Annotated in this window: 19 protein-coding genes and 2 tRNA genes; 11 read left to right on the top strand and 10 right to left on the bottom strand. The window is 67.4% G+C overall.

Annotation, left to right across the window (positions count from 1 at the left end):
- The first annotated feature begins 288 nt into the window (after positions 1-288).
- Entirely contained in the window at positions 289-513 is a 225-nt protein-coding gene (locus tag AC0WR5_RS06570) for a DUF1127 domain-containing protein (protein ID WP_475867750.1), read from the top strand.
- 828 nt (positions 514-1341) lie between these two features.
- Positions 1342-1662: a hypothetical protein gene (locus tag AC0WR5_RS06565; RefSeq protein WP_475867749.1), complete on the top strand. Its 321-nt coding sequence runs from the start codon at positions 1342-1344 to the stop codon at positions 1660-1662.
- Positions 1663-1665: 3 nt separating this feature from the next.
- Here the strand turns inward: AC0WR5_RS06565 and AC0WR5_RS06560 are convergent, their stop codons facing one another.
- The gene (locus tag AC0WR5_RS06560; protein ID WP_475868912.1) at positions 1666-4113 is read right to left on the bottom strand and encodes an ATP-dependent helicase; all 2448 of its coding nucleotides are present in this window, start codon (positions 4111-4113) and stop codon (positions 1666-1668) included.
- A 579-nt stretch (positions 4114-4692) separates the two neighbouring features.
- Here AC0WR5_RS06560 and AC0WR5_RS06555 point away from each other — a divergent pair.
- A complete protein-coding gene (locus AC0WR5_RS06555; protein ID WP_475867748.1) occupies positions 4693-8139 on the top strand; it encodes a pyruvate carboxylase in 3447 nt (1148 codons plus the stop codon).
- Positions 8140-8341: 202 nt separating this feature from the next.
- Entirely contained in the window at positions 8342-9001 is a 660-nt protein-coding gene (locus AC0WR5_RS06550; protein ID WP_475867747.1) for a thermonuclease family protein, read from the top strand.
- 95 nt (positions 9002-9096) lie between these two features.
- On the opposite strand, the gene AC0WR5_RS06545 is transcribed toward AC0WR5_RS06550, so the two are convergent.
- From AC0WR5_RS06545 to AC0WR5_RS06535, 3 genes are all read right to left on the bottom strand, one after another.
- Positions 9097-10461, bottom strand: coding sequence for a PepSY-associated TM helix domain-containing protein (locus AC0WR5_RS06545; protein WP_475867746.1), 1365 nt, complete (start codon positions 10459-10461; stop codon positions 9097-9099).
- Positions 10462-10571: 110 nt separating this feature from the next.
- Positions 10572-10874 carry a hypothetical protein gene (locus AC0WR5_RS06540; RefSeq protein ID WP_475867745.1) on the bottom strand — a complete coding sequence of 101 codons (303 nt, stop codon included), beginning with the start codon at positions 10872-10874 and terminating at the stop codon, positions 10572-10574.
- A 227-nt stretch (positions 10875-11101) separates the two neighbouring features.
- Complete coding sequence (locus tag AC0WR5_RS06535) at positions 11102-11593, bottom strand: MarR family winged helix-turn-helix transcriptional regulator (protein WP_475867744.1); 492 nt, start codon at positions 11591-11593, stop codon at positions 11102-11104.
- Positions 11594-11766: 173 nt separating this feature from the next.
- Between AC0WR5_RS06535 and AC0WR5_RS06530 the strand changes: the two genes are divergently transcribed.
- The 4 genes from AC0WR5_RS06530 (at position 11767) to AC0WR5_RS06515 (ending at position 14110) form a co-directional block, all read left to right on the top strand.
- Positions 11767-12195 carry an organic hydroperoxide resistance protein gene (locus AC0WR5_RS06530; protein ID WP_475867743.1) on the top strand — a complete coding sequence of 143 codons (429 nt, stop codon included), beginning with the start codon at positions 11767-11769 and terminating at the stop codon, positions 12193-12195.
- Positions 12196-12444: 249 nt separating this feature from the next.
- Complete coding sequence (locus tag AC0WR5_RS06525) at positions 12445-13734, top strand: GNAT family N-acetyltransferase (protein ID WP_475867742.1); 1290 nt, start codon at positions 12445-12447, stop codon at positions 13732-13734.
- Positions 13735-13892: 158 nt separating this feature from the next.
- Positions 13893-13967 (top strand) — tRNA-Gly (locus AC0WR5_RS06520).
- A gap of 68 nt (positions 13968-14035) precedes the next feature.
- A tRNA-Gly gene (locus tag AC0WR5_RS06515) sits at positions 14036-14110 on the top strand.
- A 360-nt stretch (positions 14111-14470) separates the two neighbouring features.
- Here AC0WR5_RS06515 and AC0WR5_RS06510 read toward each other — a convergent pair.
- The gene (locus AC0WR5_RS06510) at positions 14471-14899 is read right to left on the bottom strand and encodes a hypothetical protein (protein ID WP_475867741.1); all 429 of its coding nucleotides are present in this window, start codon (positions 14897-14899) and stop codon (positions 14471-14473) included.
- Between the two features lie 276 nt (positions 14900-15175).
- A complete protein-coding gene (locus AC0WR5_RS06505; protein WP_475867740.1) occupies positions 15176-15997 on the bottom strand; it encodes an aldo/keto reductase in 822 nt (273 codons plus the stop codon).
- Between the two features lie 145 nt (positions 15998-16142).
- On the opposite strand from AC0WR5_RS06505, the gene AC0WR5_RS06500 reads away from it, so the two are divergent.
- Together AC0WR5_RS06500 and AC0WR5_RS06495 are read left to right on the top strand one after the other, a co-directional pair.
- Positions 16143-17114: an alpha/beta hydrolase gene (locus AC0WR5_RS06500; RefSeq protein ID WP_475867739.1), complete on the top strand. Its 972-nt coding sequence runs from the start codon at positions 16143-16145 to the stop codon at positions 17112-17114.
- A 138-nt stretch (positions 17115-17252) separates the two neighbouring features.
- Positions 17253-18281, top strand: a complete 1029-nt coding sequence (locus tag AC0WR5_RS06495; RefSeq protein WP_475867738.1) for an ABC transporter ATP-binding protein — start codon at positions 17253-17255, stop codon at positions 18279-18281.
- 170 nt (positions 18282-18451) lie between these two features.
- Here the strand turns inward: AC0WR5_RS06495 and AC0WR5_RS06490 are convergent, their stop codons facing one another.
- Positions 18452-20155, bottom strand: coding sequence for an ABC transporter permease (locus AC0WR5_RS06490; protein WP_475867737.1), 1704 nt, complete (start codon positions 20153-20155; stop codon positions 18452-18454).
- A gap of 3 nt (positions 20156-20158) precedes the next feature.
- Complete coding sequence (locus AC0WR5_RS06485; RefSeq protein ID WP_475867736.1) at positions 20159-21145, bottom strand: ABC transporter substrate-binding protein; 987 nt, start codon at positions 21143-21145, stop codon at positions 20159-20161.
- A 201-nt stretch (positions 21146-21346) separates the two neighbouring features.
- On the opposite strand from AC0WR5_RS06485, the gene AC0WR5_RS06480 reads away from it, so the two are divergent.
- Complete coding sequence (locus AC0WR5_RS06480; protein ID WP_475867735.1) at positions 21347-21838, top strand: hypothetical protein; 492 nt, start codon at positions 21347-21349, stop codon at positions 21836-21838.
- A 79-nt stretch (positions 21839-21917) separates the two neighbouring features.
- Here AC0WR5_RS06480 and AC0WR5_RS06475 read toward each other — a convergent pair whose 3' ends face one another.
- Together AC0WR5_RS06475 and AC0WR5_RS06470 are read right to left on the bottom strand one after the other, a co-directional pair.
- Positions 21918-22352, bottom strand: coding sequence for a DoxX family protein (locus tag AC0WR5_RS06475; protein WP_475867734.1), 435 nt, complete (start codon positions 22350-22352; stop codon positions 21918-21920).
- Positions 22353-22813: 461 nt separating this feature from the next.
- On the bottom strand, positions 22814-23371 hold the full coding sequence (locus AC0WR5_RS06470) for a YbjN domain-containing protein (RefSeq protein ID WP_475867733.1): 558 nt from the start codon (positions 23369-23371) through the stop codon (positions 22814-22816).
- Between the last annotated feature and the right edge of the window lie 94 nt (positions 23372-23465).

Below are 23465 nucleotides of genomic sequence, written 5' to 3'. Positions count from 1 at the left end.
AGCAAGATCGGGGACCGGAAAACCCTGTTTTTCCTACCTACAGGGAATGTTTGCCTGCAAATAAACGCCACGGCATGAAGGTCTTAACAGTAGGTCAAAGGTGCTTATGCACTTGCTGCATAGCAGCGTTGAAGAACCGGCCATTGTGCACACGCAGCAAAACGGTAGATTGGGGTCAACAGCAGCGGACGTGCAGCGCTAACAGATAACGCTAACGTCCGACGCTAACGAAATTGGATAAGAGTTCAGGCGCCGGCGGTTACGGCACCAGGTTGAAAGGTCGAGACGATGGCAACGGTCACCGAACTGTACGCAGGCAAGGCCCCCGAGGGCGGCGTCTTCAAGAAAGTGTTTGGTAACCTTGCAGAGCGTTACGCCCGTCACCAGGTGTTCCGTCAGTGCGTGAATGAATTGTCGTCGCTGAGCAATCGCGAACTTGGAGACCTCGGTATGAACCGCTCCATGATCCGCTCGGTGGCATACGAACAGGCATACGGCCCTCGGGCAGCCTGAAACAGATACGGATCAGCGGCCCTCTCCTCCTCCCTGGGCCACTGAGACTAGCGACGGTGCCTCTCCTCCTCCCTGGCACCGTCGCGCCTATCCCCGGAGCAGGGTCACGCTCCGCGAACAGAATGCACCGCCCTCTCCTCCTCCCTGGGCGGTGATGCCAAGACCGGCAGTGCCTCTCCTCCTCCCTGGCACTGCCGGACACTGGCAAACAGATCGGTCACCCTCTCCTCCTCCCTGGGTGATCGTGTTTCCCGGAGATGCCTCTCCTCCTCCCTGGCATCTCCGGACCCCATTCCGGGGCCGCAAGGCTCCAACAGATGCTCCGCTCTCTCCTCCTCCCTGAGCGGACATACCAGACCGGTGGTGCCTCTCCTCCTCCCTGGCATCACCGGACACCCATTCGGGGCCCAGCCCCAACGCAATGCACCGCTCTCTCCTCCTCCCTGAGCGGTCATACCCAGACCGGCGATGCCTCTCCTCCTCCCTGGCATCGCCGGCGTCTGGACCCAGATCCGGTCGCCCTCTCCTCCTCCCTGGGTGATCGTGCTACGAAACGGCGGTGCCCCTCCTCCTCCCTGGCGCCGCCGTTTTTTCGTTTTCAGGACATCGAGATGCAGGGGCCCTGCCCCTCTGGCGCCTGCGGCGCCACTCACCCCGGGATATTTCCGGCCAGATGACGGGGGCACCACCGCGCTCTTTCATCTGGCGGGAAATATCCCGGGGGAGCCTCCCGCAGGGAGGCGGGGGCAGAGCCCCCTTTCCGGTCGGCGACAATGGCGGGAACATTGCGGCGGCATGACGGGTTTGTCCTGCAAAGGAGATCCGATCATGCGCTTCAGCACACCCCAGATTTCACCCGACAGGAAAGAACGCCTCGCCCCCTTTGCCTATGCCGGCGGGATGCTGGCGGCGGGGGCCGCACTGCTTCTGGCCAAGCCGCGGCTGGGCCATGTGCCGGAGCCGCGGCGCATGGGGGATCTGCCGCGCAAGCGCCGCTGGCGGCGGGCGGCGCAGACCGGGCGTGACAACGTTCAGGCCTTTGCGCCCTCGAACGTCACCGATTCCATCGGCCGCTCGCTGATCATCGGCGGCGCGGCCCTGATGCTGACGCGGCTGCTGGACGAAGCCTCGGGCCGCGACGGGTCGTGACGCTCAGAACGGCACGTCGTCCGGCGATGTGACGAATTTCGCCACCACCTTCTTCACGCCCGCCTTCTCGAAGGAGATCTCGAGCTTGTCGCCCTCGACGCCGATCACCTCGCCATAGCCGAACTTCTGGTGAAAGACCCGCTCGCCCACGGTATGCGAGCTGATCGCGGTGGCGTCGATCGTGGTGCCGCGGGTCTCGCGCGGCTGGCTGACCGGGCGCTGGCTGGCCCGGGCCTGCATGCGCTTCCAGCCGGGCGAATTGTAGACATTGGCCTCGGCCATGCGGCTCTCGATGCCTGAGGTCATGCCCGATTGCACCGAGCCGCCCGCCGCCGCGCCATAGCCGCCGCCATAGAGGCCCGGGGGCGTCAGTACCTCGACGTGGCTCTCGGGCAGCTCGTCGATGAAGCGCGAGGGCAGCTGGCTCTGCCATTGCCCGAAGACCCGGCGGTTGCCGGCAAAGGAGATCGTGCAGAGCACCTCGGCGCGGGTGATGCCCACGTAGGCCAGGCGGCGCTCCTCCTCCAGGCCCTTCAGCCCGCTCTCGTCCATGCTGCGCTGTGACGGAAACAGCCCGTCCTCCCACCCCGGCAGGAAGACCACCGGGAATTCCAGCCCCTTGGCGGCGTGCAGCGTCATGATCGAGACCTTCGCCTCGGAGGTTTCGCTCTCGTTCTCCATGATCAGGCTGACGTGCTCGAGGAACCCCTGCAGGTTGTCGAAATTCTCGAGCTGGCTGACCAGTTCCTTGAGGTTTTCCAGCCGCCCCGGCGCCTCGGGCGTCTTGTCGTTCTGCCACATGGTGGTGTAGCCGCTCTCGTCGAGGATCTGCTCGGCCAGTTCCACATGGCGCACCAGCCCCTCGGGCGGTTGCGGCAGATCGTCGAGTACCACGGCATCCTCGTCGATGCCCGGCTGGTTCAGCCCGTGCCAGCGCGCGATCTCGTGCCAGCGGTCGATCTGTTCGACGAACCGTGCCAGCTGCGCCGCGCCCTTGCCGGTCAGCCCCTTGTCCTGCAGCAGGATCCGCGCGCCGTCGAGCAGCGTCACGCGGTTGTCCCGCGCCGCCATCTGGATTTTCTGCAGGGCCTTTTCGCCCAGGCCGCGCTTGGGCGTGTTGACGATGCGCTCGAAGGCCAGGTCGTCTGCGGGCGAGGTCACCAGCCGGAAATAGGCCATGGCATCGCGAATCTCGAGCCGCTCGTAGAAGCGCGGCCCGCCGATCACCTTGTAGGGCAGGCCGATGGTCAGGAAACGGTCCTCGAAGGCGCGCATCTGGTGCGAGGCGCGCACCAGAATCGCCATGTCGTCAAGGGAACAGGGCGACAGATGCCGGGTGCCCCGTTGCAGCGCCTCGATTTCCTCGCCGATCCAGCGCGCCTCTTCCTCGCCGTCCCAATGGCCGATCAGGCGGACCTTCTCGCCGTCTTCCTCCTCGGTCCAGAGCTCCTTGCCCAGGCGCCCCTCGTTGCCGGCGATGACGTTCGAAGCGGCGGCCAGGATATGCGGGGTGGAGCGGTAGTTCTGCTCCAGCCGCACCACCTTGGCGCCCGGAAAATCCTTTTCGAACCGCAGGATGTTGCCAACCTCGGCGCCGCGCCAGCCATAGATCGACTGGTCGTCGTCGCCGACGCAGCAGATGTTCTTGTGCCCGCCCGCCAGCAGCCGCAGCCAGAGGTACTGGGCGACGTTGGTATCCTGGTATTCGTCCACCAGGATGTAACGGAACCAGCGCTGATACTGGTGCAGCACGTCCTCGTGGGTCTGGAAGATGGTGACCATGTGCAGCAGCAGATCGCCGAAATCCACCGCGTTCAGCTCGCGCAGGCGGCGCTGGTACTGATCGTAGAGCTCGGTGCCGCGGTTGTTGAACTGCGCCGCCTCGGCCGAGGGCACCCTGTCGGGGGTCCAGGCGCGGTTCTTCCAGTTGTCGATCACCCCCGAGAGCTGCCGCGGCGGCCAGCGCTTCTCGTCGATATTGTTGGCGCGGATCAATTGCTTGAGCAGGCGCAGCTGATCGTCGGTATCGAGGATGGTGAAATTCGATTTCAGCCCCACCAGCTCGGCATGGCGGCGCAGCAGCTTGACGCAGATCGAGTGGAAGGTGCCCAGCCAGGGCATGCCCTCGACATGTTCGCCCAGCATCCGGCCCACCCGCTCCTTCATCTCGCGGGCGGCCTTGTTGGTGAAGGTCACCGAGAGGATCTCGTTCGGCCGCGCGCGCCCCGTGGTCAGCAGGTGCACGATCCGCGCGGTCAGCGCCTTGGTCTTGCCGGTGCCGGCGCCGGCCAGCATCAGGACAGGGCCATCGAGGGCCTCGACCGCCTCGCGCTGTGCGGGATTCAGATCGTCCAGGTAGGGGGCTGCGGGGCGGGCGTGCGCCATCGCCCGTTGCGACAACGGGACAGAGGCGGCCGCCTCGAAGGCGTCATCTTCGGAATAGCTGCTCATGGCGCGACGATAAGCCATTCGGCGCCCCGAGGGAAGCCGGCTGTTCACGCTTCGTTCATTCCGGCGGAGAAATTCCCCTGGCGCCGCTTCCCTGCCCGCTTCCCTCCCTGCTGCCCTGCCCGCATCTCGCGCCCTTCGGCCCTGCGACGGGGGCCAAGTGCCGGGCCCCCGGGTCGCCCTTGACGACCTGGCGGGGACCAGCCGGGGACCTGGCGCCGCCCGCCCCGAGGCACGCAGACGCGCAGCACGGGGCGCGGGCCTCCAGGCGAAACGCCATGCCACTGCATCCGGAATTACTTGACGATGCACATTATTTTGAGGCGAGTTGGAAAAATCTCCGGGCTACGTTCGATGCCACGGCATGCAGACGGCCGGCCTGCGGCGCCGCAAAAATCCATTTTTTTATATATTATTCAGGTAGATAATGATTACCCTTATACCCGTTAGCAAGTTTTGCAATTTGCGGTCTGACAACTTCGCAGTTCGCAAATGCCCTCTTGCGCTGCAGCGCGGCGTAGCGTTTGCTGCAATCAGCGGCGGAACCTACCGCCAGACCACAGCCTGCATCAGGGAGCAGACATGGCCGAATTCCAGAAGATCCTCATTGCCAACCGCGGCGAGATTGCCATCCGCATCATGCGGGCCGCCAACGAGATGGGAAAGAAGACCGTCGCCGTCTATGCCGAGGAGGACAAGCTCTCCCTCCACCGCTTCAAGGCCGACGAAGCCTATCGCATCGGCGAGGGTCTGGGGCCGGTCGCGGCCTACCTGAGCATCGCCGAGATCATCCGGGTGGCAAAGATGTCGGGCGCGGATGCGATCCACCCCGGCTATGGGCTGTTGTCGGAAAACCCCGATTTCGTCGATGCCTGCGACGCGGCCGGGATCACCTTCATCGGGCCCAGGGCCGCCACCATGCGCGCGCTCGGCGACAAGGCCAGCGCGCGTCGCGTGGCCGTCGAGGCCGGCGTGCCCGTGATCCCCGCCACCGAGGTGCTGGGCGACGACATGGACGCGATCATCAAGGAGGCCGAGGAGATCGGCTTTCCGCTGATGCTCAAGGCCAGCTGGGGCGGCGGCGGGCGCGGCATGCGCCCGATCAACAACGCCAGGGAGCTGCCCGAAAAGGTGCTGGAAGGCCGGCGCGAGGCCGAGGCGGCCTTTGGCAACGGCGAGGGCTATCTGGAAAAGATGATCATCCGGGCGCGACACGTCGAGGTTCAGATCCTTGGCGACAGCCATGGCCATATCTATCACCTCTACGAGCGCGACTGCTCGGTGCAGCGCCGGAACCAGAAGGTGGTGGAACGGGCCCCCGCCCCCTACCTTTCGGAGGAACAGCGCGCCGAGATCTGCGAGCTGGGCCGCAAGATCTGTGCCCATGTGAACTATGAATGCGCCGGCACCGTCGAATTCCTGATGGATATGGACACCGGCAATTTCTACTTCATCGAGGTGAACCCCCGCGTGCAGGTCGAGCATACCGTCACCGAGGAGGTGACCGGCATCGACATCGTGCAGGCGCAGATCCTGATCGCCGAGGGCAAGACCCTGGCCGAGGCCACCGGCAAGCCCAGCCAGGGCGACATCCACCTGATGGGCCACGCCCTGCAGACCCGGATCACCACCGAGGATCCGCAGAACAACTTCATCCCCGATTACGGCCGCATCACCGCCTATCGCACCGCCACCGGCGCCGGCATCCGCCTCGACGGCGGCACCGCCTATGCCGGCAGCGTGATCACCCGCTATTACGACAGTCTGCTGGTCAAGGTGACGGCCCGGGCCCAGACGCCGGAGCTGGCCATCCGCCGGATGGACCGCGCCCTGCGCGAATTCCGCATCCGCGGCGTCAGTACCAACATCGCCTTCGTGCAGAACCTGCTGAAGCACCCGACCTTCCTCAACAACGAATATACCACCAAGTTCATCGACACGACGCCCGAGCTCTTCGATTTCTCCACCCCGCAGGACCGGGGCAGCAAGGTGCTGACCTATATCGCCGACATCACGGTGAACGGGCACCCGGAGACCGCCGGCCGCGCCACCCTGCCCCAGGGGTTCAAGCTGCCGAAGCCACCGCGCCGGCTGACCGACGAGATCCCCGCCGGCAGCCGCACCCTGCTCGATGAACAGGGGCCCAGGGCCGTGGCCGACTGGCTGCTGGCGCAGAAGCCGCTGCTGATCACCGACACGACGATGCGCGACGGGCATCAGTCGCTGCTGGCCACGCGGATGCGCTCGATCGACATGATCACCGCCGCCCCCGCCTATGCCGCCAACCTGCCCCAGCTCTTCAGCCTCGAATGCTGGGGCGGCGCCACCTTCGACGTGGCCTTCCGCTTCCTGCAGGAGGATCCCTGGCAGCGCCTGCGCGACATCCGCGCCGCCTGCCCCAACATCATGACGCAGATGCTGCTGCGCGGCTCGAACGGCGTGGGCTACACCAACTACCCCGACAACGTCGTGCAGGCCTTCGTGAAACAGGCCGCCGCCACCGGCATGGACATCTTCCGCGTCTTCGACAGCCTGAACTGGGTCGAGAACATGCGCGTCGCCATGGATGCGGTGATCGAGACCGGCAAGATCTGCGAGGGCACCGTCTGCTACACCGGCGATATCCTGAACCCCGAACGCGCCAAGTACGACCTGAAATACTATGTCGCCATGGCGAAGGAGCTCGAGGCCGCCGGCGCCCATATCCTCGGCCTGAAGGACATGGCGGGCCTGCTGAAGCCCGCCGCCGCGCGGGTGCTGGTCAAGGCGCTGAAGGAGGAGATCGGCATCCCGATCCACTTCCACACCCATGACACCTCGGGCATCGCCGGCGCCACGATCCTGGCCGCCGCCGAGATGGGCGTCGACGTGGCCGATGCCGCAATGGATGCGCTCTCTGGCAATACCTCGCAGCCCACCATGGGCTCGATCGTCGAGGCGCTGATGCACACCGAGCGCGACACCGGCCTCGACATCGAGGAAATCCGCCGCATGTCGGATTACTGGGAGGCCGTGCGCGGCCAGTACGTGGCCTTCGAGAGCGGCATGCAGGCGCCCGCCTCCGAGGTCTACCTGCACGAGATGCCCGGCGGGCAATTCACCAACCTCAAGGCCCAGGCGCGCTCCATGGGGCTGGAGGAACGCTGGCACGAGGTCGCCCATACCTATGCCGAAGTGAACAAGATGTTCGGCGACATCGTGAAGGTCACCCCCAGCTCCAAGGTGGTGGGCGACATGGCCCTGATGATGGTCAGCCAGGGCCTGACCCGCGAAGAGGTCGAGGACCCGGCGCGCGACATCTCCTTCCCGGATTCGGTGATCGACATGATGCGCGGCAACCTCGGCCAGCCTCCGGGTGGCTTCCCGCCCCTGCTGGTGAAGAAGATCCTGAAGGGCGAGGCGCCCAATACCGAGCGCCCCGGCGCCCACCTGCCCCCGGTCGATTTCGAGGCCACCCGCAAGGAGCTCTCGGACAAGCTCGAGGGCCGCGAGATCGACGACGAGGACCTGAATTCCTACCTGATGTACCCCAAGGTCTTCACCGATTACGCCGTGCGCCACGAAGCCTATGGCCCGGTCCGCACCCTGCCCACCAAGACCTTCTTCTATGGCATGGAACCGGGCGAGGAGATCTCGGCGGAACTGGCCCCCGGCATGACGCTGGAGATCCGGCTGCAGGCGGTGGGCGAGACCCGAGAGGACGGCAATGCCCGCGTTTTCTTCGAGCTGAACGGCCAGCCGCGGGTGATCCGCGTGCCCGACCGTTCCGCCACCGGCGCCAAGGCTGCCGCCCCCAAGGCCGATCCGACGAACGCCGCCCATGTCGCCGCGCCGATGCCCGGCGTCGTGGCCTCCATCGGGGTGCAGGCGGGACAGGAGGTGAAGGAGGGCGACCTGCTCCTGACCATCGAGGCGATGAAGATGGAAACCGGCCTGCACGCCGACCGCACCGGCGTGATCAAGGCGGTGCATGTCACCCCGGGCGCCCAGATCGACGCCAAGGACCTGCTGCTGGAATACGAGGCCTGATCGCCCCGGCACGCCCGCCAACCCATTGATCCGAAAGCCCCGCGTGCCCCGGCCGCGGGGCTTTGCCTTGCCCCGCCGCGCCCCGACGCACCTCGCCGCGACACTTTTCCGCCTCTGCCCTGGCCGGTTCCGCTTGGCAGCGACCCGCAATGCGGTAAAGCTCATGTTAATCTTATGGTAACACCTTCCGCGGATGAAATACGTGCACGCCCTTTTTGCCCCGCTGGCCACGCTCTGCCTTGCCCTGTCGCCCCTGCCCGCGGCCGCCCTGACGGTCGCGGGGCAGGTGCGCGTGGTCGATGGCGACACGGTCGACATCCGGGGCCAGAAGGTGCGCCTCCTGGGCATCGACGCCCCCGAGAGCGCCCAGCGCTGCAACGGGCTGCCCTGCGGGCAGGAGGCCACCGCCTTTCTCAAGGAGATGGTCGCCGGGCAGGACGTGACCTGCGAGGGCGAGGAGTTCGACGCCTACGACCGGCTGCTGGGCCATTGTTTCGTCGGCAAGCAGGACATCGGCAGCCAGATGGTGCAATCCGGCCATGCGGCGGCCTATGTGCGCTATTCCGACGATTACCTGCCGCTGCAGATCGAGGCCTACGAGTCGGGCCGCGGCATGTGGCAGAACGGCGTGCCGCAGATGCCCTGGGATTACCGGCACCAGCGCTGGCAGGTCACGGCACAGGAGGCCCCGCGCCCCGGCTGCCCGATCAAGGGCAACATCAACGCCCGCGGACAGCGCATCTATCACACGCCCTATTCCCAGTTCTACGAACAGACGATCATCCGAACCGAGTTCGGCGAGCGCTGGTTCTGCTCGGAAGCAGAGGCCCTGGCCGCCGGCTGGCGCGCGCCCCTGCGCTGAGGGCGGGCAACGGGCCGGCCGGACATGGCCGGACCCGTGTTTCGGTTCTGGGGGCCCAGTCGTTCAGGCCCCCTTCACCTCAGGCTCCCATCCGTTCAGGCCTCCCCGGCCCGGCGCATCCGTCGCCGCCCCCACAGGGCCACCACGATCTCGACCACCGCCAGCAGCAGCATCGACAGCCCCACCAGCGGAAAGAACAGCCCCGCCATCACCGCCATCACCAGCAGCCCGCGCGGAATGCGCCAGTCTGCCGGCACCTGCGGCACACCGAGGCGGCCGGCCGGGCGACGCTTCCACCACATCACCGCGGCCGAGACGCAGAGCATCACCATGGCCAGGCAGGCGATCAGGAGGATGATCTGGTTGAACAGCCCCCATTCCTGCCCCATGTGCACGCTGATCCCCCATTCCGAGATCCGCCCCATCACCCCCAGGTCCGACAGTCCGGCATCATAGAGCACCTTCCCGCTGTACTGGTCGATGTGGATCACCCGCTCATTGGTGATGTCGTCGGGATAGACCGAGGCCGAGAAGACCCCCTCCGGGCCCCGCGGCATCGAGACCGCATAGCCCGGCACCATGCCCCGCGCGTCCAGCGTGGCGATCACCTGGTCGAGGCCCAGCGGCACGCCCTCGGCTGCCGTGGAATTCGGCACCGGGTCGCGCTCCATGATCCAGGGCGCGCGGTCCACCACATCGCCCACCGGCACGGTGGATTTCGGCACACCAGACCAGTAGCCCTGCGGCATGCCGATGCCCAGCGCATCGATCGTGTCGTGAAACTTCGCCCCCCAGACGCCCGACCAGGGCATGCCCGTCAGGGCCAGGAACACGATGAAGACGGCGGTATAGATCCCGGTGACCGCGTGCAGGTCGCGCCACCAGGGCCGGCCGCGCCGGGCCTTGATGGTGACGGTGCCCACCTTCCTGCCCCGGGGCAGCCAAAGGTAGATCCCGGTGCCCACCAGCAGCACCATCCAGCCTGCGGCCAGTTCGATCAGCCGGTTGCCGAACCAGCCGACATATTCCAGCGAATGCAGCTTGCGCACCACGTACATCGCCGGGCTGCCGGCCGCACCGCCATCCCAGAGCGTGCCGAGCACGCGGGCGTCGTAGGGATCGACATAGATCGTGTCGCGCATCCCGTCCTCGCCCAGGATGTCCACCTCGGCGCTGCGGTCGGCCGCGGGCGGCGGGGAATAGCCCTTCAGCCTGCCCGGATGCACCTCGAGCGCGGCGGCGGCAATCACGCTGGGCTTGAGCGGCGCACTGTCCTGCACCTCGACAAATCGCATGTCGTGATAGGCGGCGTTGTTGATCTCGTCCTTGAAGAGATAGATCGCCCCGGTCACCGCCAGGATCAGCACGAAGGGCAGCACCGCGAGCCCTGCAATGAAATGCCAGCGCCATATGGCGCGATAGAGCGCGGCACGGCCCGCGCGTTCGGTTGGTTCTGTCATCTGTTCGTTCCGATGGGCCCGCCTCCCCTCCTGGGTCATGGCGGGCAATGGGTCTGAGGCCGCGCGGCGGGCGCCGGCAGCCGGTTCGGAGCAGGGGACGGCCGCAGCCGTCAGGCGATGACAGGAGGTTCCCTGGCCGAGCAGTTGTGGCGCCGCGCCTGCGCGGCGCGGTGCAGGTCCGTCCTCCGGCGCCAGCCGACCCAGGGCGCAAGCGCCAGGAGCGGACCCGCGTGGCCGGTCTCCGGCGCCTGCGGAAGGCCGTGACAGAAGGGGCAGTGATGATCATGCATGCCGTCGTCGCAGAGATCGCCGTGCATGCTGCCAAAGCTCAGCAGCATGATCTCCTTCTCGGCGTCCCCGCGTTCCGGTGCCATCATTCCCGCCGAGGTCACGCTGGTCAGAGCCAGCAGCACCGCAAGACATACCGCAAGACATACCGCCGGAAACGCCGCCCGTCCCCCGTGCGGCAGCAGGTCGCCAGGGGCCCCGGGGGCCTGCACGCACCAATGGCGGATATGCGGAAACGACAGCATGGCGCGGCTATTGCCACGACCTCGGTGCAAAGAACAGGGGGAAGCGGGCGCCACGACGTCGCACGCCAGTCGCGCCCCCCGCGGAGCGGCACGGGCTGCACCGGCCTTCAGGCGCCCTTCTTCGGGCGGGCCATCGTCTCGACCTCGCGGCGCAGCCGCTGCAGCACCTCCAGCGTCTCGTGGTATCCCGCCTCGTCCATGCCGTTCTCGCGCGCGATGCATTGCGGCACCTCCGCCGCCTCGGCCGCCACGGCCCGGCCCCGGTCGGTCAGCCGCACCACCACGCGCCGCTCGTCCTCGGCCGAACGCTCGCGGCTCAGCAGCCCCGCCGCCGTCATCCGCTTCAGCAGCGGCGAGAGCGTGTTCGTCTCCATCGACAGCGCCGCGCCGAGCGCGCCCACGCCCTGACCGTCCTTCTGATGCAGCGACAGCAGCACCAGGAACTGCGGATAGGTCAGGCCCAGCCGTTCGAGGTAGGGCGTGTAGAGCCGGATGAAGGCATGGCTGGCCGCATAGAGGTTGAAGCACAGCAGCGCCTCGGCCGGGCCGCGCCCTTCCGCAATGGCCTTATCGGCGGGAACAGGATCACTCTTGGACATGGGATGAAAATAAGTCGTGCGCGATCTTGTCGCAAGTGTTGACTCCTGTCGTCGGGCGATTATCTATCGTGTACGACCTAATCGCAGGCGATACATATCGATCACTGCATGGGTCCAGAGATGAACCCGGGCCGCCGGCACTCCGCCACGGCCCACAGGAAAGGAGCCCTCCCATGGCTATCGAACCGCTCTACACCACCTCCGCAACCGCAGCCGGCGCCGGCCGCGAAGGCACCTCGGCCACCGCCGACGGCCAGCTCTCGGTCAAGCTCGTCATGCCCAAGGAACTGGGCGGCGCCGGCGGCGAGGGCACCAACCCCGAGAGCCTCTTTGCCACCGGCTATGCCGCCTGCTTCCAGTCGGCACTGAAGATGGTCGCCCGCATGGAGAAGGTAAAGCTGCCCGAGGACGCGGCCACCACCGTGACCATCGGCATCGGCAAGAACGACGCCGGCGGCTTCGGCCTGACCGCCGACATCAAGGTCGCGCTGCCGGGCCTCGATGACGCCACCGCCGAGGCGCTGATCGCCAAGGCCCATGGCGCCTGCCCCTATTCCGCCGCGATCAAGGGCAACGTCGACGCCACCGCCAGCCGCGCCTGACCCGGCCCGGTAACGGGCCCGACCTAAGGCCCGACATAAGGCCCGACATAAGGCCCGGGGCGCCCGCCGCTCCGGGCCTGTGCACATCCCCGCCTGGGGCCCGCCCCCGATGACGGCAAAAGATGCGGCAAGACCGCATCGCCTGCCCGGGCGCCGCCGGCGTTCCCCCTGCCCCTTGCCGGCCCTGCGGCCCTGCGCAACACTGCCCGTGCCGGGCCCCGCGCCCGCGCCAGCAGGCAGGGACCGCCCATGGACGCTTTCTTCGACCCCACCCTCTGGGCCGCCTTCGGCGCGCTGACCGTGCTCGAGACGATCCTCGGCGTCGACAACGTGATCTTCATCTCCATCGCCGCCTCTCGCCTGCCCCCGGGCCAGCGCCGCCCGGCCCGGCTGATCGGCATGACCGGCGCCATGCTGGTGCGCATCCTGATGCTGCTGGCGCTGATGACGCTGCTGGAGACCGGTTCGGTGCTCTTCACCATTGCCGGCCACCCGGTGACCTGGGGCAATATCGTCATGACCCTGGGCGGGCTCTTCCTGATGTACAAATCCGCCACCGAGGTCTTCCAGGAGGTCGAGGGCGAAAAGGCCGAGGGCAAGGCCGCCGCCAGCACCATGGCCGGGGTGATCGGTCAGATCATCATGCTCGACGTGGTCTTCTCCCTCGACAGCGTGATCACCGCGGTGGGCATCGGCCAGCACATCTGGGTCATGGTGGCGGCCATCGTCGTCTCCTCGGCGATCATGATGCTGGCCTCCGATCCCATCGCCCGCTTCATCGAGAGCCACCCCTCGACCAAGATGCTCGCCCTGGCCTTCCTGGTGGTGATCGGCATGACGCTGGTGGCCGACGGCTTCGGACACCAGATCGAGCGCGGTTTCATCTATGCCGCCATGCTCTTTGCCTGCGCGGTCGAGGGGCTGAACCTGGTCCGCGCCGACCGCCGCGCCCGGCGCGCCGCCGCCGGCCTCTCGGAAAGCCGCGCGCACCTGGGCTCCGGGCTGCTGATCCGCCCGGAGCTGCCCGCCGACATCACCCCGATCCACCAGCTGACCGAGGCGGCCTTTGCCGACATGCCGCATTCGGGCGGCACCGAGCCCTGGATCCTGCACGCCCTGCGCCGCGAGGGCGATCTCTCGCTCTCTCTGGTGGCCGAGGATCACGACGGGCTGGTGGGGCACCTGGCCTTCTCGCCGCTGCAGATCGGCGAGGCCGGGTCGCCCGGCTGGTATGCGCTCGGGCCGATCTCGGTGCGCGCCGACCGCCGCCGCCAGGGAATCGCCCGGGCGCTCGTCGCCACCGGTCTCGCCACCCTGCGCGCCCGTGGCGCCCATGGCGTGGCGCTGCTGGGCGACCCGGCGATCTATGGGCCGCTGGGCTTTGTCAGCGACGGCGGGCTCCGCTACGGCGACCTCGATCCGGCGCTGCTGCAGCACATCACCTTCACCGGCCCCACGCCCTCCGGCCCCCTTGCCTTCGCCCCCGGCTTCGATGCCACCGCGCCGGAGACTGCCCCCACCGGCGCCGCCGGGGGCTGAGCCGCCAGGCCGCCTCTCGGCGGCCGCCGCCCGGGGCCGAGCGGAAAACCCTGTATTTCCGGACATTTGCAGAGCTGTCAAAAATTCTTCGCAGAGCGCCCAATTTTCCTCTTGCAGCCCGCCAGCGTTCTTTATACATCGTGCCTCACCAAAACGGTGCGGGCGTAGCTCAGGGGTAGAGCATTACCTTGCCAAGGTAAGGGTCGGGCGTTCGAATCGCCTCGCCCGCTCCAATTTGGGCCTTCTTCGGCAGAAATGCCATCGAAGGAAATACCTCGGACGAAAGTCCATCGCCAAGGAAGCGGGCGTAGCTCAGGGGTAGAGCATTACCTTGCCAAGGTAAGGGTCGGGCGTTCGAATCGCCTCGCCCGCTCCAACTTCTCTCAGATAATCAAACGTTTGCAGAGTGCCGCATGGCCGCCACCGGCGGCCTGTTGGCGTCCGGACGGGCGCCCCTCCGTGCCTGTTGCTTGCTGCCTTCCGCTTGCTGCCTTCCCCCGGTTCCTCCGCGCCTGCGCCCGCCGCGCTGCATCCGTGTCGGAGGCCTCCGGCGGGGATGGTTCCGGCCAGATGACAGTGAGCGCCGGCGCCCCCGGCGACCGGGCCGGTGCTGCTCCACTTTCCGCATCCCCCATGCAAAAAGACCACCGCATCGCGGTGGCCTTCCTGCTGTCCCTCTTGTCCCCTCCCTGTCCGGCCGTCCCTGCCGGCGCCTGTTGCGTGGCCCTTTCCGGCCTCAGGCCAGGGCGTGTTCCTCCTCGTGGTGGAACTCGATCACTTCGCCGCGGTGCAGGCCGAAGGCGCCGACCCAGAAGGCCAGGCCGCTGACCACGCCGAAGAACAGGCTGAACGGCGCCACCTGGCCGAGGTTCTCACCCAGGAGCTGTGCCAGGGCAAAGACGAGGCCCGTGGCCACGACCGGGGCCATCCACCACACTGCCCGCAGATGTGCCAGGCAGCAGCCGGCCCAGAGCGCCATCACCACCGCCGAGAGTGCCACGCCCACAGGCAGGCCGAACCAGAGCGCCGCGCCGAGCACGGTCAGGTGACCGCCGATGCTCGTCACCGAGCCCTCGGCGATCGTTGCCAGGTAGTAGAGCCACCCTGCCAGGGCGCCGACCAGATAGGCTGTCACACAGCCGCGCAGAACTTTCGTCAGTTGCATCTTTCAAACCTCTTTCCCGGGCAGCTTTCCGGGGGCGGCACATCCCCTCGGATGGCCTGCAGCGGAGCGCATGCGGGTTGTCGAAATCGCCCCGTCCCGGGGCTGGTTCCCGTGCCGTCGCGGCGGGGCCTCCTGGGCTGTCCGGGGACGGTTTGGATGTCAGGATACAAGCACGATTCTACGGGCTGTGAATTGATCGAAGTCAATGAAACCAAAAAAGAAAAACCCCGCCGGCGATGCGGCGGGGCGTATGCAATCGTACACTGTTTTCGGGGCTTACTCGAAGTCCGCCTCCGCCGGATCGGGGCCGATGCGCGCGCCCTCCTCCAGCCCCGCGATGGCCGCCATGTCGGCATCGGACAGGGCGAAATCCTGGGCCGCGAAATTGGCCTCGATATGCGCCGGCTTCGTCGAACGCGGGATCACCGAGAGGCCCAGCTGCAGGTGCCAGCGCAGGATCACCTGCGGCGCCGTCTTGCCGGTGCGTTCGCAGATCTCGGCGATCACCGGATCGTCAAAGACCGTCGCCCGGCCCAGCGGCGACCAGCTCTGGGTCACCACGCCGCGCTCGGCATCGGCGGCGCGCATGTCCTCCTGCTGCATCTTCGGGTGCAGCTCGATCTGGTTCAGCACCGGCGTCACCCCGCTCTCGGCGATGATCCGGTCGAGATGCGCGGCGGTGAAATTCGACACCCCGATGCTCTTCACCTTGCCCGCCTCGCGCGCCTCGATCATCGCCTTCCAGGTCTCGACATAGAGGTCCTTCTTCGGGCAGGGCCAGTGGATCAGCACCAGGTCGAGATAGTCGAGCCCGGTGCGCTCCAGGCTGCCGTCGATGGCGGCAAGCGTGCTGTCATGGCCCTGGTCGGAGTTCCAGACCTTGGAGGTGACGAAGAGCTCCTCGCGCGGCACGCCACAGCCGCGGATCGCGGCGCCCATGCCGGCCTCGTTGCCATAGATCCGCGCCCCGTCGATCAGGCGATAGCCGATCCCGATCGCGGTCTCCACCGCGCCCTGGGTCTCCTCCTCGGGGATCTGCCACACGCCGAACCCAAGCTGCGGCATGCGCCGTCCGTCGTTCAACTCGAGATATTCCATGATCCGATCCTTTCCTTTTGATCGTCGGGCGGTATCTTGCCCGGATGTCACGTTAACCCAACAGTAAGTCTGCAAGCGCGAAAGGCCATGAAAAGGGCTATCTCCTCGCGCGCAGTTTACCCATCCATTGTGCAGGAACGCTCCCTTGTCCGGCCCGCAGACGATCCCTACCGCCACCGCCGCCACCGCCCCGCTCGACATCCTCGCCCCCGAGGGTCCGGCGCTGCCACGCGGTCCGCGGCTGGCGGCGCACCTGGGCGGCTGGGGCTACGAGGCGCTCACCCGGATCCCGCGGCCGCTGGCGCGCGCCATCCTCGTCGCCCTGCAGCGCCGCCGCACGCCCCGCCCCCGCGACGTGGCCAGCCTGCCGGTGACGAAACAGCGCTTCGGGGCCGCCCCGCTGATCTGGCTGGCGCGCGACAAGGCCGCCTCCGGCGTCATCCTCTACCTGCACGGCGGCGGCTATATCGGCGGGCCCACGGCCAAGCAGTGGCGCTGGCTGGCCGAGCTGCACCAGCAGACCGGCCTTGCCATCGCCGTGCCGCTCTACCGCATCGCGCCGCGCCACCCCTTCCCGGCCGGCTGGCGCGACGTTCTGGCCGCCCTCGACGGGCTGCGCGCCGAGGGGCACCTCTCCCCCGGTCGCTGGCTGCTGCTGGGCGACAGCGCCGGCGCCGGCATGGCGCTGGCCCTGGCCCAGCAGGGCCATGCCACGGGCACCGCCGGCCTCGGCCTGATCGCGCCCTGGGTACAGATGGACATCCCCGAGAGCCGGCAGAGCGATGATCCGCTGCTCACCCCGCACTGGCTGGCCCGCGCCGCGCGCGCCTATGCCGGCGGCACGCCGCTCTCCGCGCCCCAGCTCTCGCCCATCGGTGGCCGCATGCAGGATCTGCCCCCGGTGCATCTCTCCATCGGCACCCGCGATCTCTTCCTGCCCGATGCCCGCGCCCTGCGCGACCGGCTGCGCGCGGCGGGCAATGACACGCGCTACTACGAACAGGCCGGCGGGCTGCACACCTTTCCGCTCCTGCTGAACACGCCCCAGGGCCGCGCCGCCACCGGCGACCTGACGGCCTGGATGATGGCCACCACCCGGGCGCCACAGCCCGCCTGACAGCCGCCTGACACCCGCCCAACACTGGCCCGCCGCTCCCCGACTGTCAGAAAACCTTCACAATTCCGGGCCTTGCCCATTCTTGCCCCGCGCGCCTGCCGGGCTTAGACACCAGCCGAAGCAGCGCAAGGCCCGCCCATGTCCGTCACCCTCTCCGGCGCCACGAAAACCTTCGGCTCCCACAGAGCCGTCAACGAAATCGACGTCGCGATCGAAACCGGCGAGTTCTTCGTCGTCCTCGGCCCCTCGGGCTGTGGCAAGTCCACCCTGCTGCGCCTCGTCGCCGGGCTGGAGGAATGCGATGCGGGCGAAATCGCCCTCGACGGCACCCCCGTCTCCGGCCCCGGCCTGCATATCCCGCCAGAAGGCCGCTCCGTCGGCGTGGTCTTTCAGACCTACGCGCTCTGGCCGCACATGGATGTCACCGACAACGTCGCCTTTCCGCTGGAATGCGAGGGCCGTTCGCGCGCCCAGGCCCGCCGCGATGCCGCCCGGCACCTGGAAACCGTCTCGCTCACCGATTTCGCCGCGCGCAAACCGGCCGAGCTCTCGGGCGGCCAGCGTCAGCGCGTGGCCCTGGCCCGCTGCCTTGCCGGCGGCGCCCGCACCGTGCTGATGGACGAGCCGCTGGCCAATCTCGACCCGCACCTGCGCACCCGGATGGAGGAAGAGCTTGCCGCCTTCCACGCCACCTCCGGCGCCACCACGATCTACATCACCCATGATCAGCGCGAGGCCATGGCGCTGGCCAGCCGCATCGCGGTGATGGAGGCCGGGCGCTTCGTGCAGGTCGGCACCCCCGAAGAGGTCCACGACCGCCCCGCCACCGAACATGTCGCCCGTTTCATCGGCCAATCCGCCGTGCTCGATGCCCGCGTTACCGGCGGCATGGCCGATCTCGGCCCCGTCTCGGCGCCCGTGCTGTGCCTCGCCGCGGCCCAGCATCCCGATGGCCCCGCCCGCGTGGTGATCCGCCCCCGCGACGTGACCCTCGGCGGCGCGATCCCCGCCCGCGTGGCCCAGGCCGTCTATCGCGGTGGCGCCTGGGAGGGTCTCGCCCATGTCGAGGGCCTTGCCGAGCCGCTGCCCTTCCGCAGCCCCACCCGCATCAGCGCGGGCGAGGCCCTCGGCCTCACCCTCTCGCCCCTCTGGGCGCTCCCCGAATAAGCTTCCGCATAATTTTCGGCCCGGCGGCACGCCGGGCTGCGCCCTCCCTCCCCCCCGGGAGGGCGCATTTGCAGCGCCTCAAACAGCAGGCGCGGCAGTCCTCTCGAACCGCCGCGCCCCGCCAGACCGGATCTTTCGCCCACCCGAGGGAGGGCGCAGCCCTTATCGCCTCACATCCGCCACGGCACCACGCCCGCGGGCAGGCGCCGCCTCAGCACGTCGAGCGCCACCATCAGCGCCACCGTGGCCAGCACCGTTACCGTCGCCATGGCCGCCGCCAGCACCGTGTAGCCGCCGTCCTCGTAGTTGAAGATCACCGTGCCGATGGTCTCGTTGCCCGTGCTCCAGAGCAGCGAGCTTACCGTCACCTCGTTGTAGGCGGTCAGGAACACCAGGATAGCGCCAGAGGCCCCCGCCGGCGCCACCAGCGGCAGGAAGATCCGCCGCATCCTCCGCCCGAAGGTCGCCCCGCTCACCCGCGCCGCATCGTCGAGGCTGCCATCGAGCTGCCCATAGGCCGCCGAAACCGGCTTCAGCGCCACGGCAAAGAAGGCCGTCAGATACGCCAGCCCGATGATCCAGAGCGTGTTGTAGATCGAGACATTCAGCACCGGCACCGGTTTCAGAAACGCCAGGATGAAGGCGATGGAGATCACCAGCCCCGGGATCGCATAGCTGACCTCGGCCAGCAGCGCCACGCCCTGCGCCGCGCCTCTCTGCCCCCGCCGCGGCCGGGTCAGGAAAAACGCCAGCAGCACCGAGAGCGCCGCCAGGATCAGCGCCGCCACCCCCGCCGTCAGCGTCGAATTGGCAAAGGCGCGCAGGGTCACCTCCTGCCGGAACAGCACCTCGGCAAAGTTCTGAAAGGTCAGCGTCCCCGCATTCAGCCGTACGCCGTAGGTCGGCACAAGGGCCGTCGCCACCAGCGCCGTCATCGGCAGCGCCAGCGTCGCGATGACATAGGCCACCATGCCGCCCGTCACCCAGGGCCGCCAGCGCCCCAGCCGGATGCGCAGCGGCGCCTGCGGCGGGCCCACCACCTGCGCCCTCAGGCGCTTCTGCAAATGCCCCTGCACCCAGATCGCCACCACGGCGACCACCGCCAGCAGCATCGAGATCACCGCCACGTCGGTCAGCACGCTCGGGCCGAAACTCGACAGCCGCCGCCAGATCAGCACCGGCAGGGTGATGAACCGCGCCGGTATCCCCAGCAGCGCCGGAATGCCGAAATTGCCCAGCGCCGAGACGAAGGCCAGCATGAAGCCCGCCAGCATCGAGGGCGCCAGCAGCGGCAAGAGCACCCGGCGCAGCAGCCGCCCGGGGCGCGCGCCGGCGATCCGCGCCGCCTCCGACATCTCGCGCGGCAGGGCGCGCAGCGCCGCCAGCACCACCAGGAACACCAGCGGCGCATGTTGCAGCGTCAAGAGCAGCATCACGCCGCCGGGGGAATAGAGCGGATGGGTGCTGCCCACCTCCGGCGCAATGTGCAGCGCCTGCAGCACCGGGCTCGCCGGGCCCAGCGCCTGGATCCAGGCAATCGCCGTCACATGCGGCGGGATCATCATCGGCAGCAGCAGGAAAAAGACAAAGACGCCCTTGGCGCGGATATCCGTCAGCCCGATCACCAGCGCCATCGTGGTGCCGATCACCAGCGCGCCCAGCGCCGAGACGCCCGCGCTCTCCACCGAGTTCCACAGCGCCCGCTGCACCGAGGAGGATTGCAGCGCCTCGATCAGCGGTCGCAGGCTGGGCAGCCCGCCCGCCATCAGCCCCTCGCGGGCCAGAAGCCCCAGCGGCAGCACGAAGAGGCCTGCCGCCAGACACACAAGCGCGGCGAGGGTCAGCCCCTCGCCGCGCGCCAGTCTTGCCTTCATGGATCAGCCGCCGAAGATGTCCATGAAGTGTTCCTTGTTCTGCTGATCCTCGGCCAGCGCCTTGGCCGGGTCGAAGGGCATCAGGTGGATCTGGTCACGTGCCGGAAAGCCCTCGGGGCCCTTCACGCCGTCCATCGCCGGCAGATAGCCCATCTCCGAGGCCAGCTTCTGCCCCTTGGCAGAGATCAGGAAATCGACAAAGGCCCTTGCGGCATCGGGGTTCTTGGCGCTCGACATGATCGCAACGGGTTCGGTCACCGCCGATACCCCCTCCTCGGGAAAGACAAAGCCCACGGGCGCACCGTTGCGCATCTCGCGGATCGGCAGGTAGTCGACGACGAAGCCATAGAGCTTTTCGCCCCCGGCCACGGCCTTGTAGGTGCCGCCGTTGCCGCCCTGCGGGTTGGCGCCCTGGTCGGCCAGCCCCTGATAATAGTCCCAGCCGAGATCGGGATCACCGGTCAGCGTGTCCATGTGGATCGTGGCCGCGCCCGAGGTCAGCGGCGAGGGCATGGCGATCTTGCCCTTCGCGGCCTCGCTGAGCAGGTCCTTGTAGCTCGTCGGCACCATCTCGGCGCCGGTGTTGTAGATGATCCCCGTGGTGATCAGCTTGGTCGAGAAATAGGTGCCGTCCGGATCCATCAGCCCCGCTTCATAGCCATGGGTATCGGCGCCCGGATAGGCCATCAGCCGGCCCTCGCCCTTCAGGCCTTCCATGGTCACCATGTCGGCGATCAGCAGCACGTCGGGCTGCGGGTCGCCGGCGGCGATCTCCGCGCGCAGCTTGGCCATGATCTTGGTGGTGCCGTCGCGCACCCATTCCACCTCGACATCGGGGTATTCCGCCATGAAGGCATCCACCGTCTGCTGGGCGTCGGCATTGGGCTGCGAGGTATAGAGAACCAGCTTGCCGGCGGCGGCGCTGTCTTCGGCCTGCACGGCTGTGGCGCTCAGCAGGGCGGCTGCGGCAAGGGCGATGGCACGTTTCATGATGTCTCCTGTTCGGTCATTCGGATCGGCTGCCCGCGGCCTAGCAGCCCCGTGTGACGGTTTGACGAAGCAGATGTGACCAAACCCTGAAGACCGCCGTGCCCCGGGAACAAACCGGAAACCATGAGATGCGATATATCCTGCGTCGGGGCGCGGCGGGCCTATACTTGCGCCCCTCAGTGACCCTCCCGGAGATCCCATATGGCCCCCACCACGACCCTGCGCCGCCTGCTGGCGCTCCTGCCTGTCCTTGCCCTCTCCCTCTGCGCCACCATGGCCGCCGCCTGCCCCGACGTGGACCAGGACGGACAGGACATCTTCTACGATTCCGACGACCTCTGGACCCCGCACAGCTTCGACGTGGTCGCCGGCGGCGACGAGGACCTCGATCATTGCGACTTCGGCTTCTCGGCGAGCGGCCATGTCGCCGGCCCGCCGGATTTCGAGCTGCATTACACCCGCACCGCCAATCACAACCTGCGCTTCACCGCCGAGGGGAACTGCGACACCGTGCTGCTGATCAACACCGGCGCCGGCAACTGGTTCTATGACGATGACGGCAGCGGCGAGGCCGACAGCGAGATCGAGCTGATCGCGCCCTCCGAGGGGATCTACGACATCTGGGTCGGCACCTTCTCCTCGGGCAATTGCAACGCCGAGCTTCAGATCGAGACCTTTCCCGCCTCCGACTGACCTGCGCCGCCCTGCCCCGAAACGACGAAAGGCGCGGTTCTCACCGCGCCCTCCCGTTCTGCCGTTCTGTCGCCGGGCCTCAGGCCGCGGCGCCCTCCAGCTTCCTCTTGCGCACCAGGTGGCTCAGGATCGACACGGCGATCATGCCGCCCACCACCGTCAGGTGTTCCTCGCTCTCCAGCCGTGCCTGTACCGCCGCGGCGCCCTCCATGTTCCAGAAGTCGTGCACCATCGGGATGGTCAGCAGCGTGAAGACCGAGAGCATGCCCGCCCCGAACCAGGCGAACCGCCCGTGGATGATCAGCGCCGAGCCCACCAGCTGACAGAAGATCGTCAGCGCCGCGATTGCCGCCGGCGAGCCGCCAAAGCCGCTGGCCGTCATGGCGCCGATGGCCCCCTGGAAATCGAACAGGAACCCGAGGCCCGCGTACCAGTACATGAAGGTGCCCAGGATGCGCGCCACCAGAAGGGTGATCGGGCTTTCCAGGATCGGAAATACGAAATGCTTTTCCAAGATGTCTCTTCCCCGTTGAGCCCGGGTCCGGATTGCATCAGGCATCCCGGGCGAAATGAATTCATGTCCCGGAGAGAAATGTTACGCTCAGGTAGATATTTCGCAACTTGATTAAACAAGGGACGCTCGCGCGGTGACCGGAATTGCGGAAATTGCGATATCCCTGCCACAGCGTGCGCCCGCGTAACCGGCGCGGCCTGCCCTCCCAATGGATTAACGCCGCGCACGCCCCCCGGCGCCCCGGGTCGGGCAACAGGGCTTTCCCGATCCCTGCCCCACCGTCCCGGCCGAAATCAAAATTCCGCACCGTCGCGATACCGACGCAATACCGACGTAATACCGACGTTGGAGTCCGGCCTTTTCAGGCACTTGCGGAATATACATAAAAATTTAGCGACCCACCCAATTCGGGTGGATCGCCACATGTCTCGCAATGGTCCCGCCCGGGGGCGGGCGCGGATTTACCAGTCGATGTAATCGATGAATTCCGACAGGGTCATCGTCCATTCGTCGATGGCCGCATCAAAGGTTTCCGACGGCACGCCGCTCTTGGTCAGCACGTACATGTCGAGGAAGGGATCCATTTCCTCGTCCACGTAGGCGCCGGCAATGGCGTGGGTCTTGTTCCACTCGTTGATGTACTCGTAGGTGGTGCCGTCATCCATGTTGAAACCCACGGTGAACAGCACGCTGTCGCAATTGGCGCCATCGGTGCAGCCATAGAAATCGACCGTGTAATCAACACCTTCCGCCGCGGTTTCGATCTGCGGATCGCCATAGGAATCGGTGGTCAGCGAGGCGCGAAAGCCCTTCGACTGCAGCAGGTCGATGATGGTCTGCGGGTCCGCGGCCGAGATCATGCCCTCGGGCACCACCACGTCCTCGCCGCCGTCGCCGGAATGGCGGATCGCCGACCCGATGGCGCCACTCACCAGGCCGCCGGTCGAGCGGGCCATTGCGGGGGTGGCCACCAGGGGCAGCAGGGCCGCGCAGAGCAGGCCGGAATAAATCGCTTTCATGTCAAATCCTCAGTGGTTTACCGCACAAAATTCCGGGCCGTATTGCCCCTGCACCGCCCCATGGCGCAACCGTGCAATTGTGGAAATTTGATCA

It is taken from the genome of Pseudooceanicola sp. DL12, assembly GCF_056270665.1.
The sequence above is the reverse complement of the archived record's forward strand: the minus strand, read 5'-3'. Positions and strand labels throughout refer to the sequence as shown.

Excerpts from the sequence above, each read along its gene's own strand:
- AC0WR5_RS06495 (WP_475867738.1), top strand. The coding sequence starts at position 17,253 with ATGTCCGTCACCCTCTCCGGCGCCACGAAAACCTTCGGCTCCCACAGA.
- AC0WR5_RS06555 (WP_475867748.1), top strand. The coding sequence starts at position 4,693 with ATGGCCGAATTCCAGAAGATCCTCATTGCCAACCGCGGCGAGATTGCC.
- AC0WR5_RS06485 (WP_475867736.1), bottom strand. The coding sequence starts at position 21,145 with ATGAAACGTGCCATCGCCCTTGCCGCAGCCGCCCTGCTGAGCGCCACA.
- AC0WR5_RS06530 (WP_475867743.1), top strand. The coding sequence starts at position 11,767 with ATGGCTATCGAACCGCTCTACACCACCTCCGCAACCGCAGCCGGCGCC.
- AC0WR5_RS06570 (WP_475867750.1), top strand. The coding sequence starts at position 289 with ATGGCAACGGTCACCGAACTGTACGCAGGCAAGGCCCCCGAGGGCGGC.
- AC0WR5_RS06490 (WP_475867737.1), bottom strand. The coding sequence starts at position 20,155 with ATGAAGGCAAGACTGGCGCGCGGCGAGGGGCTGACCCTCGCCGCGCTT.
- AC0WR5_RS06535 (WP_475867744.1), bottom strand. The coding sequence starts at position 11,593 with ATGTCCAAGAGTGATCCTGTTCCCGCCGATAAGGCCATTGCGGAAGGG.
- AC0WR5_RS06510 (WP_475867741.1), bottom strand. The coding sequence starts at position 14,899 with ATGCAACTGACGAAAGTTCTGCGCGGCTGTGTGACAGCCTATCTGGTC.
- AC0WR5_RS06560 (WP_475868912.1), bottom strand. The coding sequence starts at position 4,113 with ATGAGCAGCTATTCCGAAGATGACGCCTTCGAGGCGGCCGCCTCTGTC.
- AC0WR5_RS06525 (WP_475867742.1), top strand. The coding sequence starts at position 12,445 with ATGGACGCTTTCTTCGACCCCACCCTCTGGGCCGCCTTCGGCGCGCTG.
- AC0WR5_RS06480 (WP_475867735.1), top strand. The coding sequence starts at position 21,347 with ATGGCCCCCACCACGACCCTGCGCCGCCTGCTGGCGCTCCTGCCTGTC.
- AC0WR5_RS06470 (WP_475867733.1), bottom strand. The coding sequence starts at position 23,371 with ATGAAAGCGATTTATTCCGGCCTGCTCTGCGCGGCCCTGCTGCCCCTG.
- AC0WR5_RS06505 (WP_475867740.1), bottom strand. The coding sequence starts at position 15,997 with ATGGAATATCTCGAGTTGAACGACGGACGGCGCATGCCGCAGCTTGGG.
- AC0WR5_RS06565 (WP_475867749.1), top strand. The coding sequence starts at position 1,342 with ATGCGCTTCAGCACACCCCAGATTTCACCCGACAGGAAAGAACGCCTC.
- AC0WR5_RS06545 (WP_475867746.1), bottom strand. The coding sequence starts at position 10,461 with ATGACAGAACCAACCGAACGCGCGGGCCGTGCCGCGCTCTATCGCGCC.